This window comes from Rheinheimera sp. UJ51, assembly GCF_020819615.1.
GTDB lineage: Bacteria > Pseudomonadota > Gammaproteobacteria > Enterobacterales > Alteromonadaceae > Alishewanella > Alishewanella maricola.
Map to the genome: position 1 here is coordinate 70,478 of NZ_JAJHOG010000001.1, position 16,745 is coordinate 87,222.

17 protein-coding genes are annotated in these 16,745 nt (G+C 47.5%); 6 read left to right on the top strand and 11 right to left on the bottom strand.

Features of this window, described 5'->3' with window-relative positions:
* The first annotated feature begins 67 nt into the window (after window positions 1-67).
* Both cysK and LMJ53_RS00335 read left to right on the top strand, forming a co-directional pair.
* The gene (gene cysK / locus LMJ53_RS00330; RefSeq protein ID WP_229584264.1) at window positions 68-1,039 is read left to right on the top strand and encodes a cysteine synthase A; all 972 of its coding nucleotides are present in this window, start codon (window positions 68-70) and stop codon (window positions 1,037-1,039) included.
* Window positions 1,040-1,210: 171 nt separating this feature from the next.
* Entirely contained in the window at window positions 1,211-1,660 is a 450-nt protein-coding gene (locus LMJ53_RS00335; RefSeq protein ID WP_229584265.1) for a hypothetical protein, read from the top strand.
* 41 nt (window positions 1,661-1,701) lie between these two features.
* Here LMJ53_RS00335 and LMJ53_RS00340 read toward each other — a convergent pair whose 3' ends face one another.
* On the bottom strand, window positions 1,702-2,445 hold the full coding sequence (locus tag LMJ53_RS00340) for an enoyl-CoA hydratase-related protein (protein WP_229584266.1): 744 nt from the start codon (window positions 2,443-2,445) through the stop codon (window positions 1,702-1,704).
* A gap of 19 nt (window positions 2,446-2,464) precedes the next feature.
* Complete coding sequence (gene ggt / locus LMJ53_RS00345) at window positions 2,465-4,204, bottom strand: gamma-glutamyltransferase (protein WP_229584267.1); 1,740 nt, start codon at window positions 4,202-4,204, stop codon at window positions 2,465-2,467.
* 70 nt (window positions 4,205-4,274) lie between these two features.
* Here ggt and rrtA point away from each other — a divergent pair, with 70 nt between their 5' ends.
* A complete protein-coding gene (rrtA, locus tag LMJ53_RS00350; protein ID WP_229584268.1) occupies window positions 4,275-4,853 on the top strand; it encodes a rhombosortase in 579 nt (192 codons plus the stop codon).
* Between the two features lie 190 nt (window positions 4,854-5,043).
* Here the strand turns inward: rrtA and LMJ53_RS00355 are convergent, their stop codons facing one another.
* The 5 genes from LMJ53_RS00355 to LMJ53_RS00375 form a co-directional block, all read right to left on the bottom strand.
* A complete protein-coding gene (locus tag LMJ53_RS00355; protein ID WP_229584269.1) occupies window positions 5,044-5,766 on the bottom strand; it encodes a YdcF family protein in 723 nt (240 codons plus the stop codon).
* A gap of 97 nt (window positions 5,767-5,863) precedes the next feature.
* On the bottom strand, window positions 5,864-7,072 hold the full coding sequence (locus tag LMJ53_RS00360) for a hypothetical protein (RefSeq protein WP_229584270.1): 1,209 nt from the start codon (window positions 7,070-7,072) through the stop codon (window positions 5,864-5,866).
* Entirely contained in the window at window positions 7,072-7,965 is an 894-nt protein-coding gene (locus LMJ53_RS00365; RefSeq protein WP_229584271.1) for a glycosyltransferase, read from the bottom strand. Before LMJ53_RS00365 ends, LMJ53_RS00360 begins: the two co-directional genes overlap by 1 nt.
* Before the next feature lie 10 nt (window positions 7,966-7,975).
* On the bottom strand, window positions 7,976-8,722 hold the full coding sequence (locus LMJ53_RS00370) for a WecB/TagA/CpsF family glycosyltransferase (RefSeq protein ID WP_229584272.1): 747 nt from the start codon (window positions 8,720-8,722) through the stop codon (window positions 7,976-7,978).
* Between the two features lies 1 nt (window position 8,723).
* Window positions 8,724-9,779, bottom strand: a complete 1,056-nt coding sequence (locus LMJ53_RS00375) for a glycosyltransferase family 4 protein (RefSeq protein ID WP_229584273.1) — start codon at window positions 9,777-9,779, stop codon at window positions 8,724-8,726.
* 229 nt (window positions 9,780-10,008) lie between these two features.
* On the opposite strand from LMJ53_RS00375, the gene wecA reads away from it, so the two are divergent.
* From wecA to LMJ53_RS00390, 3 genes are read left to right on the top strand one after another with little or no spacing between them, the layout of a single operon-like run.
* Window positions 10,009-11,049, top strand: coding sequence for a UDP-N-acetylglucosamine--undecaprenyl-phosphate N-acetylglucosaminephosphotransferase (gene wecA / locus LMJ53_RS00380; RefSeq protein ID WP_229584274.1), 1,041 nt, complete (start codon window positions 10,009-10,011; stop codon window positions 11,047-11,049).
* Window positions 11,046-12,386: a flippase gene (locus tag LMJ53_RS00385; RefSeq protein WP_229584275.1), complete on the top strand. Its 1,341-nt coding sequence runs from the start codon at window positions 11,046-11,048 to the stop codon at window positions 12,384-12,386. Before wecA ends, LMJ53_RS00385 begins: the two co-directional genes overlap by 4 nt.
* Complete coding sequence (locus tag LMJ53_RS00390) at window positions 12,379-13,542, top strand: polysaccharide pyruvyl transferase family protein (RefSeq protein WP_229584276.1); 1,164 nt, start codon at window positions 12,379-12,381, stop codon at window positions 13,540-13,542. The genes LMJ53_RS00385 and LMJ53_RS00390 overlap by 8 nt, the downstream gene beginning before the upstream one ends.
* A gap of 106 nt (window positions 13,543-13,648) precedes the next feature.
* Here LMJ53_RS00390 and LMJ53_RS00395 read toward each other — a convergent pair whose 3' ends face one another.
* From LMJ53_RS00395 to mmsB, 4 genes are all read right to left on the bottom strand, one after another.
* Window positions 13,649-13,945, bottom strand: a complete 297-nt coding sequence (locus LMJ53_RS00395; RefSeq protein WP_229584277.1) for a DUF6482 family protein — start codon at window positions 13,943-13,945, stop codon at window positions 13,649-13,651.
* A 118-nt stretch (window positions 13,946-14,063) separates the two neighbouring features.
* Window positions 14,064-14,501 (bottom strand): nuclear transport factor 2 family protein, encoded by a 438-nt coding sequence (locus LMJ53_RS00400; protein WP_226750090.1) that lies wholly within the window; start codon window positions 14,499-14,501, stop codon window positions 14,064-14,066.
* 164 nt (window positions 14,502-14,665) lie between these two features.
* Complete coding sequence (locus LMJ53_RS00405) at window positions 14,666-15,424, bottom strand: SDR family oxidoreductase (protein WP_229584278.1); 759 nt, start codon at window positions 15,422-15,424, stop codon at window positions 14,666-14,668.
* Between the two features lie 422 nt (window positions 15,425-15,846).
* On the bottom strand, window positions 15,847-16,743 hold the full coding sequence (gene mmsB / locus LMJ53_RS00410) for a 3-hydroxyisobutyrate dehydrogenase (protein WP_229584279.1): 897 nt from the start codon (window positions 16,741-16,743) through the stop codon (window positions 15,847-15,849).
* Window positions 16,744-16,745: the final 2 nt, after the last annotated feature.

Here is a 16,745-nt window from a genome sequence, read left to right on the forward strand (position 1 = left end):
TTTTAGCTAGGCCGCGTATGCTATGGGTTATTGTAATGGTTATTCCCTATCTTTTTTTGGAGTTTTTATGGCTAATGTATACGCAGATAACACATTGTCGATCGGCCGCACCCCTTTGGTCAAATTAAACCGTGTCGTTAAAGGCGCCAATGTCTATGCCAAAATTGAAGCACGCAACCCAAGCTTTAGTGTGAAATGTCGCTTAGGCGCCGCTTTAATTTGGGATGCAGAGAAACGTGGCATCCTGACAAAAGACACCGAATTAGTCGAGCCAACCTCAGGTAACACGGGTATCGCACTGGCATTTGTGGCGGCGAGCCGCGGTTACAAGCTCACCCTCACCATGCCGGCCACCATGAGTTTAGAGCGTCGTAAATTGTTAAAAGCCTTAGGCGCCAACTTGGTGTTAACTGAAGGGCCAAAAGGCATGAAAGGCGCGATTGAAAAAGCCAAAGAAATTCAAGCGTCTAACCCAGATAAATACCTCATTTTGGGTCAGTTCGATAACCCGGCTAACCCACAAATTCACTTTGAAACGACCGGCCCAGAGATTTGGAATGATTTAGACGGCGCAGTGGATGTGTTTATTGCCGGTGTTGGTACTGGCGGTACTATCACGGGTGTCAGTCGCTTTTTAAAACAAGAGAAGCAGCATCCACTGGTCACCGTGGCGGTTGAGCCGTCGGAATCGCCGGTCATTAGCCAAGTTAAAGCCGGTGAAGAAATCAAACCTGGCCCACATAAAATTCAAGGTATCGGTGCCGGTTTTATTCCTGGTGTGTTAGATGTCGATTTAATTGATCGGGTTGAGCAAGTCAGCAGTGATGATGCCATTGCCATGACACATCGCTTGATGAAAGAAGAAGGCATTTTAGCCGGTATCTCATCAGGTGCCGCGGTAGTTGCCGCAGCACGTTTAGCCGAGTTACCCGAGTTTGCCGGTAAAAATATCGTGGTGATCCTAGCCAGCGCGGCAGAGCGTTACTTATCAAGCCCCTTGTTCGCCAATATTTTCACCGAGCAAGAATTAGAAGCCTAATGGATAAAGGCGGCTTTAGCTTTGATGCCCGTCAGTGAAGCATGACAGGTGTGCTTAAGCCCCGTTGTCGGCCATGGATGGCCGGATAAATAGGCTTTTCGCCGCCTTTTTCTTTACAGATAGCCTGAAAACACCCACAATTCTGCTATCGCTTAAGGAAAATATGATGTTATGGCTTATTTAAAACTCCTACTGTTACCACTGCTATTGCTGTTAGCCAGCTGTACTGAAGACAACCCGCAAGTTAATGCGCAAGTTGGCACGCCTGAATTTATTGCCGGTGAATTTTTTCATGCTATTTATAATGAAAAAGATTTAAATCGGGCGAAAAGCTTGTCGACCAACGAATACGCCAAACTTTTAGAGTCTTACGGCTCGGTAAAACAAGTCAGCCGTACTCTATTGAATATGAGCTTTGATACCGTAGTGATTAACGTCAACAATAGCGGTCGTAATTTGCGCCAGCAGTACGATAACGATGCGACTATTCAGCTGGTTTTTGATGGCGAATTTGATAACAAACGCGTGCAAGACACTCGGACAGTTGAAATGGTAAGACATCGAGGTTCCTGGCTAGTCAAAACGGTACAAGCCGACAAGTTTAGTACCGCCATTCGTTAGTTAATGGCGGTACTAAGGCTAAGTCAGTGCTTCGCTTAGCCTTAGCGCCGCTTAAAAAAAGCAGCCAGCTGTTGTTGGCAAGCGTCAGATGACAATAACTGCTGAAAATCCAGCAACTCCTGGCCAATCACTTGCTGCACTAACGCCTGTTGAGGGGCCTTTAATAGCGCCTTACTGCGTAACACCGCTTCGCTAGGTAATGCCGCCAGCGTTTCTGCTTTGGCCGCAACAAAGGCCAATAACTGCTCGGCCGGCACAATGTCATTCACTAAGCCAAATTGTGCGGCTTGCTCACTGCTAAAAGCCTCCCCCAATAACAAATATTGCGCGGCGCGCTGGTAACCGGCGATCTGCGGTAATAATAAACTGGATGCGGCTTCAGGGCATAACCCCAGAAGTGTGAACGGCATCTGCAAACGGCTGGCAGGCGCAGCGTAAACCAGATCGCAGTGCAGCAATAGCGTAGTACCGATGCCAATGGCCAGCCCTGCCACAGCCGCTATTAAGGGTTTGGGGAAACTGGCGGCTTCGTATAAAAACTGCACCACCGGATGCTGCATATCTAAAGCACCCGCAGATAAAAAATCTTGCAAATCATTACCACTGGTAAAGCAATCTGCATTCCCTTGAATTACCACAACCTTGGTCTGTGACTGCTGCCGTGCTTGTTGTAATGCCGCCGTAAGCTGCCGATACATCGCCAGATTTAACGCATTCTTTTTTTCAGGGCGCTGCATCGTCAGTGTTAACACACCGCTGGCCGCTTGCTCAATCAAGATAGTCATTATTACTCCAACCTCACGCTTAAAAACCACTGACCTTGCCTTCGCGGCGGGGATCTGCAGCACCTTCGAGCTGTTTTGCTTGTACTTCAATGGCGTGTAAACCACTGTTGAGATCTTGGATCCGCACATTATAACCCATTGCGGTTAAGCTCTCTTTTAACTCAGCCAACGGCGTGCCCTGCTCTAACGCCAAATAATCATTGCGATGGGTAAAACGAGGCAAGTTGATGGCTTGCTGCACATCTAAATCCCAATCTAATAGGGCGATAATACTTAACGCCACATAATTGATAATACGGCTGCCACCGGGCGAACCAATCACTAAACGTAAATTATTATCGGCATCAAATACCATCATCGGTGCCATCGAGCTGCGAGGCCTTTTACCACCTTCAACACGGTTGGCTACCCAAAGCTCACCATCGCGAGGCGCTAAGCTAAAATCCGTTAACTGGTTATTAAGCAAATAGCCGTTAACCATTAAACCTGAGCCAAACACATTTTCGATGCTGGTGGTCATACTCACCGCATTACCTTTTGCATCCACTACCGAAAAATGACTGGTATTCGGAAACTCCACTGCCTTTGAGGTGGTTTGTGCTTCAGCACCCAGCGGGATACCCGCTGTGGCCATGTGATCTTGAGCACTGATCAGGCTGGCGCGTTGCTTTAAATAGGCCGGATCGAGCAAACCGGCTAGCGGCACATGACCAAAAGCCGGATCAGTGACATACAGATCGCGGTCAGCAAAAGCGAGGCGAGAGGCTTGGCTGATGACATGCACAGCTTGGGCACTATTGGGCTGCATCTCGGCCAGTGGGAAATGCTCTAGAATACCGAGCATTTGCAACACCGCAAGGCCACCAGAGCTAGGGGGGGCCATGCCACACACTTGATATACCCGATACGCCACACAGAGCGCATCGCGTTCAATGGCTTGATAATTGGCTAAATCAGATAACGCCAAACTGCCTGGGTTAATCGCGGCTTGTTGCACCGTTTTGACCATCGCCTCGGCATTTTCACCTTGATAAAAAGCACTGACCCCTTCTTTGGCAATGTTACGTAACAGCGCCGCATACGCCGGGTTTTTCAGCGTTGCGCCTTCAAGTAATGGGCTGCCATTCGGATAAAAAAACTCTTTGGCCGGCGACAGCTGCTTCAAACCACTGTTCCAACCCATCGCTAATTGCTTCGAGGTGCGGCTACTCACGGCAAAGCCCTGCTCGGCTAAGGTAATGGCATCGGTAAATAGCGATTCCCAAGGCAGTTGGCCGTAGCGTTGATGGGCATCGGCTAAGGCTTTAAGTACACCCGGCACCCCCACCGATTTACCGCCAACATAAGCTTCGCGCCAACTCATCACCTTGCCATGATCGGCAAATAAATAAGGACCCGCCGCAGCAGGTGCCGTTTCACGACCGTCAAAAGTGGTTAAGGCTTGGTTATCCGCTTGCCAATGTAAGATAAAAGCGCCGCCGCCGATCCCTGAGCTTTGTGGTTCAACTAAACCCAGCACTAACTGTGTGGCAATAGCCGCATCAATGGCACTGCCGCCAGCTCGCAACACGCGCTCGCCCGCATCAGATGCTAAAGGATGCGCCGCAGAGACCATTGCCGTAGGAAAGCGGGTAAGTTGTTGTTGCACTATACCAGTAGTAGCTTCAGGCTCACGCGTTTCTTGCGTAGCTTGGGCTAATAAGCTGGGGGCAAAACTTATGAGGAATAACGAAACGAGTGGGATAAGAGTGCTTTTCATTATCAAGACTTTCCTTATAATACAGTCATAAACACCCTACTCAGTTCCTATAATAAGATCAACCAGCACTATGCTATCTCAAACAATTAAATCTTATGCGCCCTATTTGTTGCTAGGTTTTTTAATATTCTTGTTACATTTTAGTCCCTTAGCATGGCATGAGCTGCTGCAATACAGCCGACCAGCCATTGGCCAAGGTGAAGTATGGCGTGTTCTGACCGGCCATTTATTACACAGTAATGCCTATCATTTGCTGATGAATATGGTGGGTTTGCTGTTAATTATGCTGATCCATGGGCATTTACCAGGGCGCTTAGCCTTTGGCTGGCAATTACTGATCTTAGGCTTGGGCACAAGTGCGGGATTATGGTGGCTGGCGCCTGACATGCTGTATTACGTAGGGTTATCAGGCGTTTTGCATGGCATTTTATGCTATGGCGCGGTCATTGATATTAAACAAGGCTTTCGTACCGGCTATCTCATTTTAGCGGGTGTACTGGTAAAGATCCTTAGCGAACAATTCTCTGCGCCTGATTTAGCCTTGGCGGCACAAATTAACGCTGATGTTGCCATCGATGCCCACCTGTTTGGTGCCAGTGTCGGTTGTCTGCTAGGTCTGGTGTTATTTAGTCGGACACCACGCCAGTAACCCACCTGTTTGGTGCCAGTGCCGAGAGTCTGCTTGGCCTGGTGTTATTTAGTCGGACACCACGCCAGTAACCCACCTGTTTGGTGCTAGTGCCGAGAGTCTGCTCGGTCTGAAGTTATTTAATCGGACACCACGCCAGTAACCCACCTGTTTGGTGCCAGTGCCGAGAGTCTGCTTGGTCTGGTGTTATTTAGTCGGACACCACGCCAGTCACCTCTTTGCCGGCCACGCGATACACCGCATAACTGGCAAACTCGGCCATCAGCTTACTGTACAAATCCAAATTACTTAAGTTGACCGTTAACAGGCAGTTTAAACTGCAATTGACCGGGCGAAACGTTTGCGAGCGCACCACACCCACACTGGCTGATAATTGATATTCTTTAATTAACTGTCGCACCCGCCAGCTATGAAAATCACTGGTGATAAAGCGAATAGCGTGTTGTGGGTTTAAGCGCTTAGCAAGGGCTTGAAACTCTTGATAAGTATTTTCACCCGCATCAAAACAATCGATAGCGCCATGCGTTACCGTCTGTTGTAGTGCAGCTAAATAAGGCTCGCAATAGCGCGTGGTGATAATCACCGCCAGCGGCGCCGCTTGGGGTAACCGGGCAATTTCACTCTTTAATTGTTGAATACGCGCTGCTGCACAGGCCGGTATCTGCTCGGCTGAGCCACCACAGCCTAACATCACAAATAAATCAGGCGTTTGCCCTAATACACTGGGTGCTGAGGCAACAGCTTGCTGTTGATACCATTGCCTTACCTGATTAGCCACCCAGGTATTACCAAGCAAATAGTAAAACAGCAATAAGCACCACAAGCCCTTTTTGCGATAAGCGATACATGCGAATAACAACCCGTATAACAACAGATTATGCGGATAAATTAGCGGCTCAAGCAGATCTTTCATCAGCGGCTCCCGTTTCGGTCTGTAAAAGCGTTAATGCCAGGGCTCGCGGCAATGCTTGCTGTGCCAGTAAGGCGGCATTAATCAATGCCCAAGGTAGTCATAACATGCCGGAGGTCAGGACATGTCCGGCGAGTAACGCGACCAATAATAACAGGCTATTTAACAGTAACACCGGCCCCGCGGCTGAAGCTTTTTTCAAGGCGCCGGCACTTAAACCAAACACGCGCCAAAAAGATAAGGCGAATAATAAGCCTCCGGCTAAACCGTAAAACAACAGCAGATCGAATAAATCTAATTCGATAAAGTATTTTTTCAAATGCAGACGCAAGCCACCTTGGCCGACACCAAATAATTGTAACCACTCAGGGTAACGCTCAGCGACAAGGGTGAAATTACGCTGTAAATAATAATCGCGAGAGGACAAGATAATGCCCATAATACCCCGCTGTTCATAGGCAAATTGCAGCTTGTCGTAAATTCCTACCCATTGCAGAACACTGCTTAAATGCCACAGCAGTAGCATCAATAGGCCCAGAAGTATGGCGCCTAGCCCCAGCAGCCATTGCCGTTTCGCGTAAAAATAAGCGCGTGGCGTTAATAAAATGGGGATCAGTAGCACTAACAGCAGCACACCAAACAAACCGGTTTTCGTTAGCAATAACGCGGCTATCGACAGTGCCGCCAAACTGAGCAAGGGATAGAACCAGCGAAGCGCTTGCCAACTGCGAACTAACAACCAACAGCTGAGCACCAGTAACAAACCTGACAACTCATTGGTTGAAATAAAGAAACCTTTTACGCCAAGAAAGGGCTGCGCCACTTCATCCATCGGCTGATAGGCCGTGCCACCGTACCCGGCTAACCCCAGCAGGCTATTAACAAACAACAGCAGAAAGCTGGCAGCAAACACACCGTCTAGCCAGCGTAAAAAAGCCAGGGGTTGCTGGCGCGCCAATTCAGAAAAATAAGCCAGTGCCACTAATAGCGCTGCTGATTTACTGATTAATTGCAGATCGGCCAAGCCATAGTGATGGCCTGTTAGCCATAAAACATATAAAGGCCCGGGTAACATCAGCAGCATTAACGCCAAGGGCCAGTGCAAGGCTTGACGATTTAACTGCCAACCACGGTAAATTAACAGCAACAATAGCAGCAGTTTAATACTGGCCGAGAAACCAAAACTACTACCAAAGGTATGCCACAACAGGCCATTACCCCAATCAATAAACACCAACAACGAGGCGAGCAACACCAGAAGCTTATCAAGTGGCGTGGCAATACTGAGGTAATGTCGGATGCTTGGCATTATTTTTTAAATAATCCACTTAAGCCCTTGCTCAGCAATCGCATCCGCAACTGACTTAAACCGGCTAATTTATGTTTAATATAATAACGCCACTTCACTTTAACGATGCCATAACGGCACAGGCTTAAAAATTCTGTGAACCGCAGCACATGATGCTGCATCGTCAGCCGATAAAACATCTGGTTTTGTAAGTTACGCTCGCTCATTAAAGGGCGATGTTTCGCCACAAACTGCTGATGGGCATCTAAGCGTTTCGGTGAATTGGTAATACGGCCTTGCTCATGCCCTACATGCACGCGATAACTGGCTTCCGCCAAACGCAGTGCAGGGCCATAAGCCGCGACCACTCGCACCCACATATCGTAATCTTGAAAGGCGGCCAAGTTAATGTCGAAGCCGCCTAATTGCAGCATGCGTTCACGTTTAACTAAGGCTTGATTCGATAAGGTGTGTAAATCCAGTAAATTGGACAAATTCACGGTTTGTCTTTGCGCAAACAACGTTTTAGTAAAGCTGCCGTAATCCCACAAATAAGCCGAACACACGCAGCTATAACGATCATCATAAGCAGCATAAAGTTGGCTTAGGCGCTGAGGTAAAAATTCGTCATCGTCATCCAAGCCCGTGACAAATTCACCGTTAGCCACTTCAATGGCTCTATTGCGCGCGGCACAAGCCCCCTGCCCCTCGGTTTGCCGTAAAATTCGAACACGCACATCGGATGCATAACGATCGGATAACACCGCAAAGGTGTCATCTTTTGAGGCGTCATCGACCACAATAAGCTCGATGTTAGGATAAGTTTGAGCTAACACCGAATCGATAGCGCGACACGCCATCTGCGCACGATTGTAAGTCGGCATATATACACTGATTAATGGCCATTGCGACATGGTGCTTCCCTTAAATTTTACCCAGTCCATACCACCAAAGGTATCGGAATAAACGAAGTTGACGGCCAATGCGACTGGGCTGCGCTAACAACCGATACGCCCACTCTAAATTTAATTTACACCACAAGGCCGGTGCACGTTTCACATTACCGGTATACACATCATAAGTGCCACCGACTCCCATATAAAAACAGTGAGGATGGGCAGCTTGAATACGCTGGATCAATAATTCTTGCTTGGGCGAACCCATGGCAACGCTGACAATTTTCGCATCGGCGTGTTTAATGGCAGCGATAAGCGCGGCTTCATCTTTAAAATAGCCATCAATAGCCCCGACCACGTTAACACCCTCAGCCAGTAACTTGGCTTGTGTTTGCGCTAATACCTCGGGCTTGGCGCCAACTAAGAACACCGGTACTTGTTGTTTTGCCGCACGTGCCATCAGTTGTTGCCAAAGCTCACAGCCAGGGATCCGTTCAACATGACGACCTAACCGACGACGCATCACTTTCACCACGCCGATACCATCCGCATAACGAATATCCGCTTGCTCGATAACCGACATAATGGCCGAATTTTCCATCGCAGTTAACACTTTTTCAGGGTTAATGGCAATGGCTGAACCAGCATAGCTCTCGCCTTGCTCAGGTAAAATAAACTGCAGCAGATGCGTCATATCTTTAAAGGCTGACACCTTAACCGGGCCAATCTTGACTTCAGCAATGGCCTCCGTCAAATCCTGTTCTGTACCACTCATGCTAAAGTTCCTGATAAAGTTGGGTTAACTGATGTATCACTTCGGGCAACAACACCTGCTCTGCTTGTTGGCGACCCGCTTGCTGCATTGCACGATATTCTGGCTCGTCTAACATTAACAGCGCCTTTATGGCTAAAACCAATTGCTGACAGAGTTGCGCTTCTGCTTGTTGCTGTGAAACGCGATAACCGGTTACCCCCGATGTTATTTGCGCTTTAGCGCCATCCGTATCGGTAGCCACCACTGGCGTATAACAAGCCATTGCCTCTGCCATTACTAAACCAAAAGATTCATTACGCGATAAGCTGATAAAACAGCGGGCACGTTGATACAGTTTGACTAAAGCCGCAGCATCTTGAGCACCTAATAAACGCACATTGGGGTAGTCTGCAACCGCGTGTTCTAGCTGACGTTGCCACGGCCCGGTGCCAGCAATCACGATGTGCAGTTCTCTCAACGCGGGCAACATGGCCAATAGCCTGTCCATGCCTTTATTTCGATCTAAAGCGCCGACATACAACAGATCAATGTCTTTTTCGGTACGCGTTTGAAAACGCGCGGCAGCATAGCGACTCTGGATACCCGCTGACAAGATCCGTTGTGGCTTGGCTTGAAAATAAAACTGTTCACTTAATGCTTGGCTGGTAAAAACCCAGGCTTGCACCTGTTTTGCACACCAACGGTAAAGCTTACTGGGCGGTTGATAATGGTAAATATCACTGCCATGACAGGTAACAACAATCTTAACTTGCCGATTACGCAGGCCTCGATATAACAATGCTAGCCAAATCGTCGGATAAAAAAAGTGCACATGAATAAGGTCATAACGCTGACGGCTCAACATATATCGCCAAAGAAAATCCAAAAAGAAAACCGGATATTTCAATAACCTGTTCAGCCAAGAGTCACTATGCCAGCGCATATAATGATAAGCAGAAGGATGGCCTTGTGCCTCAAGTTCATCTACTTGTGCCCGCACAAACTGGCCTTGAAAAGGCGCAGACGCTTTCGGGCCCATATTGGTGATCACAAGCAGTTTTTTAGTGGCAACTAACACAACGATGAATGCTCCTTAAAGCCAACCGTCTAGTGCTAAAAAACGGGGCGGGGTCAGGGTTAAACAAGCGAGAAAAAACAATATTTTTAACTATTACGTAAAGCCAGTCGTTTATTCTGTCACTAAGCATTATTATTACAACAAGTTTCAGCTGACGCCTGGCTGAATAATTCTGCGGTTTAACAAAATTGAGAAAAATTAGTCGGTTATGAAATCCCAGTTACTGTTAATGAGTTCAGCTTTAGGCTGTTGCCTGTTAGCCATTATTCTATTGTATCCGCTGTCACAACGCGTAGGCTTAGTGGATATTCCTCGGGGTCGTAAACAGCATCAAGGTGCCGTACCGCTGATTGGTGGTTTATCGGTGTTTTGTGGTTTAGCGGTGGCCTTGGGCTTGTTCGCTCCTTCTGAACTGGAACCTATCTATTATTTGTTATTAGCCGGTGCCTTGGTGATCTTAGGTGCCTTTGACGATTACCTCGATCTCAGTGTCAAACTGCGCCTTGCTGTGCAATTAGTCATTGGCCTTGGCATGGTGTTCGCGCTTGATTTACACCTGAATAGCTTGGGCAATATTTTCGGCTTAGGCGAAGTCACCTTAGGCCCACTGGGCATCCCTATTACCTTGATAGCAGTTATTGCCGCGATCAACGCCTTTAATATGACCGACGGTATTGACGGCCTTGCCGGTATGCTCAGTTTGGTTAGCTTTGTGGTCATTGCCGGCTTTATGTTGCTGTGGGGCCAACAAGAATATGCCTTGCTACCGTTAACCTTAATTTGTGCGCTACTGCCCTATTTAGCCTTTAACCTGCAATTGGTTCCGGGTAAAAAAATCTTTATGGGTGATGCCGGCAGTATGCTGATTGGTTTATCTGTTATTTGGTTATTACTGATTGGCACCCAAAGTGAGACGGCCAGTTTTCGCCCAGTTACCGCGTTATGGCTAATTGCTATTCCGCTAATGGATATGGCGGCGATTATGTTGCGGCGCATTCGCAAAGGCCAATCGCCATTTCAAGCCGATCGCGAGCATTTGCATCATATTTCATTACGCTTAGGTTTAAATTCGCGAGAAGCCCTCACTTTAATCGTCGCGTTATCGTGTGTCTTTGCTTGTATTGGCGTGATTGGTGAGTATTTAATGGTGCCCGATCTGGTGATGTTACTGCTGTTTGCCGCTGCCTTTGCCGGCTATATTTTGCTGCTGCAAAATGTCTGGCGTATTGTTTCGACCTTGCGCCGCCGTGCCGCCGGAGCCCGTAAATGAAGATCATTAAAAAGTTATTGATGGCTCGGGCTACCGCCATGCTCGGCGATAAATTAGTTAAATTAGCCGCTGGCGCCATCTTAACCGTCTTTGTGGCGCGGATGCTCGGTGCGGCCGAGTTAGGTATTTATTCTATTGTCATGGCGTGGAGTGCGTTTTTAGTGCCCCTGACCAGCATGGGCTTAAATAACCTTGTGGTCAGGCAAATGACCAAGCTATCAAGCGGTCAAGAAGCCATGACGATGCTGTATACCGCGGTCAGTATTCGTTTAACACTTGGCCTGATAGGCGGTGGTGTCTTACTCGGCTTGTTTTATCTGCTGAACTCGGAACTGTTTAGTGGTCATCTTAACTATGCCATCCCACTGTTATTTATGCTGCAGGCCTTTTTTGGCTTTTTACTGTTTGAGTTTTACCTAAATTACCAAGGCACCTTTCGCAGCCCAGCCTATGCTAAATCGGTTATCTCGCTGCTCAGTTTCGCCATTAAGCTGCTGTTGTTACTGCAAGGTTTTGGCATCGCCAGCTTATTGTTAATGACGGCTATCGAGTTTTTATTGGTCGGCTTAACCCAATATCTGCTGTATCTACGTAAGCACCAACCGTTTAAAGAAGAAACCCAGCGTTGGCAGCGTTACCATCCGCGCCATTTCAGCTTCGCTCAAGCCAAAGTGCTGCTTAAACGCTCCGCTTGGTTATGGTTATCTGGCATTGTTTCGGTCATTTATCTAAAAATCGATATTGTGATGCTTGGCAGTATCGCCGGCGCAGAGCAAGCGGGTATCTATGCCGCCGCCAGTCGACTCTCTGAATTATGGTATATCTTCCCTGCCACCTTAGCGGTGCGCTATTACCCTGATATGCTAAAAGCCTTTGAAAAAGGCTGGAACGGCTATTTATTAAAACTGCGCCGCTTTGCGCTAATGTTTTTTTCTGCAGCCTTAGCTATCGCCCTGGTGATGACGCTTTGTGCCGAATGGTTAATTTTATTACTGTTTGGCGAAGCCTTTAACGATGCCGTAACTGTGCTACGCATCCATATCTGGGCCGGCTGTTTTATTTTCATACGCTACCTGATTGGCCAACACTTAGTGATCACCGAGCAAGAACCGCTATCGTTGTTTAGCCATGGTATGGGTGCGCTGATTAATGTCGGCTTAAATCTTTGGTGGATCCCACAATACGGCATCGTTGGTGCCGCTTGGGCCACCTTGATTTCTTATGCTTACGCCTCTTTTTTCTTCTTATTTTTTGCCAAAAGTACCCGCACGCAATTCTGGCAATTGCTGCGAGTAAAACGCGCATCCTTGACTGATAATGGAACTATGAATGACTAAACCTTATTTTATCGAAATTAAAGGCGTGCAATTTCGCAACAAAGGCGCCTATTTAATGTTATTAGCCTGTTTGCAAGGCTTAAAGGCGAAAGATAAAGCCTTTGAATTGGTGTTATCACCAGGGCCGAATTTGCCCTACCCCGAGCGAGCACGCCACGGGGCTTGGCAAAAATTGGCGTTTCGACGCAAAGGCATTGATTTAACCGGTCTGCTTGGCAAGCTGCCTGGCGGCCTGCGTAATTTATTTAAACGCTATGGCATGGTCACCGAGCGCGATGTCGATTTGGTGTTAGAAGCCAGCGGCTTTGCCTATGGTGATCAATGGCCGCTGACCTTTTTACAAAATACCGCAAAAGAAGTGGTACGCTTTGGCCTAGCGGGCAAACCATTTATCTTTATGCCACAAGCTTTTGGCCCCTTTACTTCCAAAGAAAGTAAAGCGGCTATGCGCGATATTATCCACCATGCTCGGCTGATTTTTGTGCGCGATCCGGTGTCTTTAAAGCACTTACAAAGCTGTGTTGAGGTGTTACCCGAGCATGTCGTGCTCACCCCTGATTTCACCGTAGGCTTAAGCCCTCTCGGCAATCAAGAGTTACCTGAGTTAGATATGCCTTTTGCGGCTTTAATCCCTAACTCCAAGGTCGTGTCAAAGTATAATCATGCCAATGCTGAAGCGATGCGCCAGCAATATGTGATGGCTTTTGCTGCCGCAGCGGATTACTTAACGGTGCTTGGCATTCAGCCCGTGCTGGTTAACCACGAAGGTAAAGAAGACGCCGAGTTATGTGCTGAAATCGCCGCCTTATCACCCTGTGGCTTAGTACAAATTGAGGACCCTCTCGCCGTTAAAGCCTTTATCGGAAAAGCCGAGTTAGCCATTAGTTCGCGCTTTCATGGCGCAGTCAATGCACTAAGCCAAGGTGTGCCTTGTATCGCGACCAGTTGGAGCCATAAATACCACGCCATGATGAGTGATTTTGGTATGGGTAAGTTTTGTGTCGAAGAGTTGACTGAAGACAACCTGCTGCGCAGCGTCGCCGAATTAATTGAGCAAAAAGAAGCACTCACCAAAGAAGTGGCCTTAAAAGCCACGAGCTTAAAGCAGCAGAACAAGCTGATGTGGCAACGTTTGTATCGGGCGATTGGTTGGTAAGCTTGCCACTGAGTGTCTGTTTAGCCGAAAGAACTCACACCGGCTAACAACAAACGGGCGGGTCAGAAAACTGACCCGCCCGTTTTCACAAAAAAAGCGCTAACGTTTAAACGAACAAAGCGAGTTTTAAGGTGTTATCCACTTTTTCTGCGCCACCGCACATTTCATCATAAGCAGATTTGTGAACTAACCAAGCCTTTTTAACCGTGCAGTCGCTGAGCGACTTTTTAACCTGTTCGACACTATGAAAATGTTGTGGTTGATTTTGCTCATCAACAATGAAGCCTTTACGGCCGTCAAAGTCAGCTTCAACCAAATAAAGACCCATTTCATAAGAGTGTACGGTTAACTCATCAATGCGTACGTCTTGATGGTTCAAATGGGTAAGGCGATGATGTGGCATAGCAGTAACTCCAAGCTGTGAAAGTTAAAGGGATTACCTAACTAGAGTTTGTCGAAAGAATGTACGACTTAACCTTAAGATCGGATCTTCACCTCGTCCAGCAGGCGTTTACTGACACTTAATTAATGCTCGGCTCACTCAATTTAGTGGCCTGCCAGTTGACCACTTGCCACTGTCCGTTGCGCTTGACCAAAGTACCACTATTTAAAAAGCGCAGTGTTTCTGTTGCTGATTTTCCTACCAAAACAAAAGCCACCACAGCAGTATCGCCATACTGCATAATTTGCAAATCTTCACGACCATAACGCATGCTCACTTCAGCAGCAGGGATCTCGCCACGGCTGTTTACGCCCTGCATTAACTGCGCTTTACCAAAACGGGTACCCGCAGAACTGGTGTAAATCAGCTCTTCTGCCCAAAAGGCATTATGTATCATGGGATCATTTCGGCTCGCCCCATCTAAAAAGGTGTCCAACATGTTCGTAAGGACGCGTTGTTCATCCGCCCATACGGCGCTAGGCAGCGCTAATAACAAACAAAAAAATAAGCTTTTCATCGGTCAGATCCTCTAAAGATAAGGGTTATCACAGGTTAAGGTGCAAAAGCGGCCATAGTGTCTTGAGCGTTTTGCACAAGCCCCGCTAAAGCCTGCAACACGACCTTTAGGGCGAAGCTCAAGGCTTCACCAATAGCAAACATTAGCACAAGCGCCTAACCGGTTTACATACTGATGCCACCATCGATTTCTAACACACGACCGGTAAAAAAATCATTCTCAAAAATGTACTTAGCGGTATGGGCCACTTCACTGGCCTCACCTAGCCGGCCAACCGGTTTCATTTTCTCTAAACGATCACGCGCTTCTGGCTTCATGGCATCGGTCATAGCCGTACGAATAACGCCCGGGGCAATGGCGCCAACCCGAATACCGTAACGCCCTAACTCACGTGCCCAGGTCACGGTCATTGCCACAACACCGGCTTTAGATGCTGCATAGTTGGTTTGCCCCATGTTACCGCCACGCGCGACACTCGACATATTGATAATAACGCCTTTGTTGCCACGCTTCACCATCGCTGCTGCCGCTTCACGGCCACACAAAAATACGCCTGTCAGGTTAACATCAATAACCGATTGAAATTGTGCCAACGGCATCTTGCTGGTGATTTCGCCATCCTTGAATTTCAATAACAATCCATCACGCAGGATCCCAGCGTTGTTAATCAAACCATCGATACCGTTAAAATCACTGTCGATTTGGCTGAAAGTCGCTTCAACTTCGCCTTCAGCGGCTACGTTAGCTTGGTAAACGTGCACCGTGGTATGTGCCGAGAGTTCGGCTTTAGCGGCAGCCAATTGCTCGGCATTCATATCAATTAACGCCAGCTTGGCGCCTTCACTAGCACACATCCGCGCCATCTCTAAACCCAGGCCTTGAGCGCCGCCCGTGATCACAATGGTTTTGTCTTTTAAATTCATTCTTTGTTCTCCGAAAGCGCCTAAGTTTCAAAGATTTTTGCTAAAACACGCCATAAGTCCATATAGGGGGGCTTTACATCCACCAATTCCGCAACGGTATTAGCAAAAAATATCTACGCAAAGGCTTATATTAAGTGTTACCGCAAAGCTCGCTGAAACATTCTATCTAAACTCACCTGAGTTTGTTATTTAGCAAGGCGGCTGGCACGGATGTACTTTTTTGTCAGACCGTGTTTTTCATGGATGAAAAACAGGAGCCTACAGGGATGTATTCACGGCGTGTCTGAAAAAAAAGTACGCAGTGACAAAAGCCCCCTCAAACAAAAAAATCAATCTATTTAATTAATCAACTAATCAACTAATCAACTAATCAACTAATCAACTAATCAACTAATCAACTAATCAACTAATCAACTAATCAACTAATTAGCATCTGACTTTTTAAATGACGTAAAAATACTCGAAAAATCTAATTTACCGTAACCAGCTTGTTGATGACTGACATACAAATCACGCACCAAACTGCCTAATGGCGTTTTACTTGCGCTTTGCTCTGCCGCTTCCATCGCCAAGCCTAAGTCTTTCGCCATCAAGTCGACCATAAAGCCACCTTGATAATGATTACTTGATGGAACCGTATCAATCACACCTGGGCAGGGATTGTATAACTCTAGCGTCCAGTTACGACCTGAGCTTTTCAGCATGATTTCAGAAAGCACTTTGGGATCTAAACCATTAGCAATACCCATCTGCAAGGCTTCAGAAGTACCCGCCATCAAAATGCTTAACAGCATATTGTTACAGATCTTCGCAACCTGTCCGGCGCCAACATCACCGGCATGAAACAGGTTTTTACCCATGTTCGCTAACACCGTTTTCGCTCGCTCATAATCATCTGCAGTGCCACCGATGATAAAGGTTAAGGTGCCGGCTTTAGCACCACCCACGCCACCCGATACAGGCGCATCAATAAAGGCAATTCCTTGCTCACGCAACCCGGCACCGACTTTACGGGCACTTTCAGCATCAATTGTCGAGCAGTCAATCACTAAAGCCGATTGACTAATATTGCCCGCGATGCCCTGTTCGCCTAAATATAAACCTACAACATGCTTACCCGCAGGCAGCATAGAAATGACAAACTCTGCACCTAACACCGCCTCTGCGGCCGATGCTGCAACAAGAGCACCTGCTGCTTGCACTTGTGCCAGTGCGGCTGCTGATAAATCAAAAGCCGTAACCTGATGACCTGCTTTCAGTAAATTGAGTGCCATCGGGCCACCCATATTACCTAAACCAATAAATGCCACTTTTGCCATGT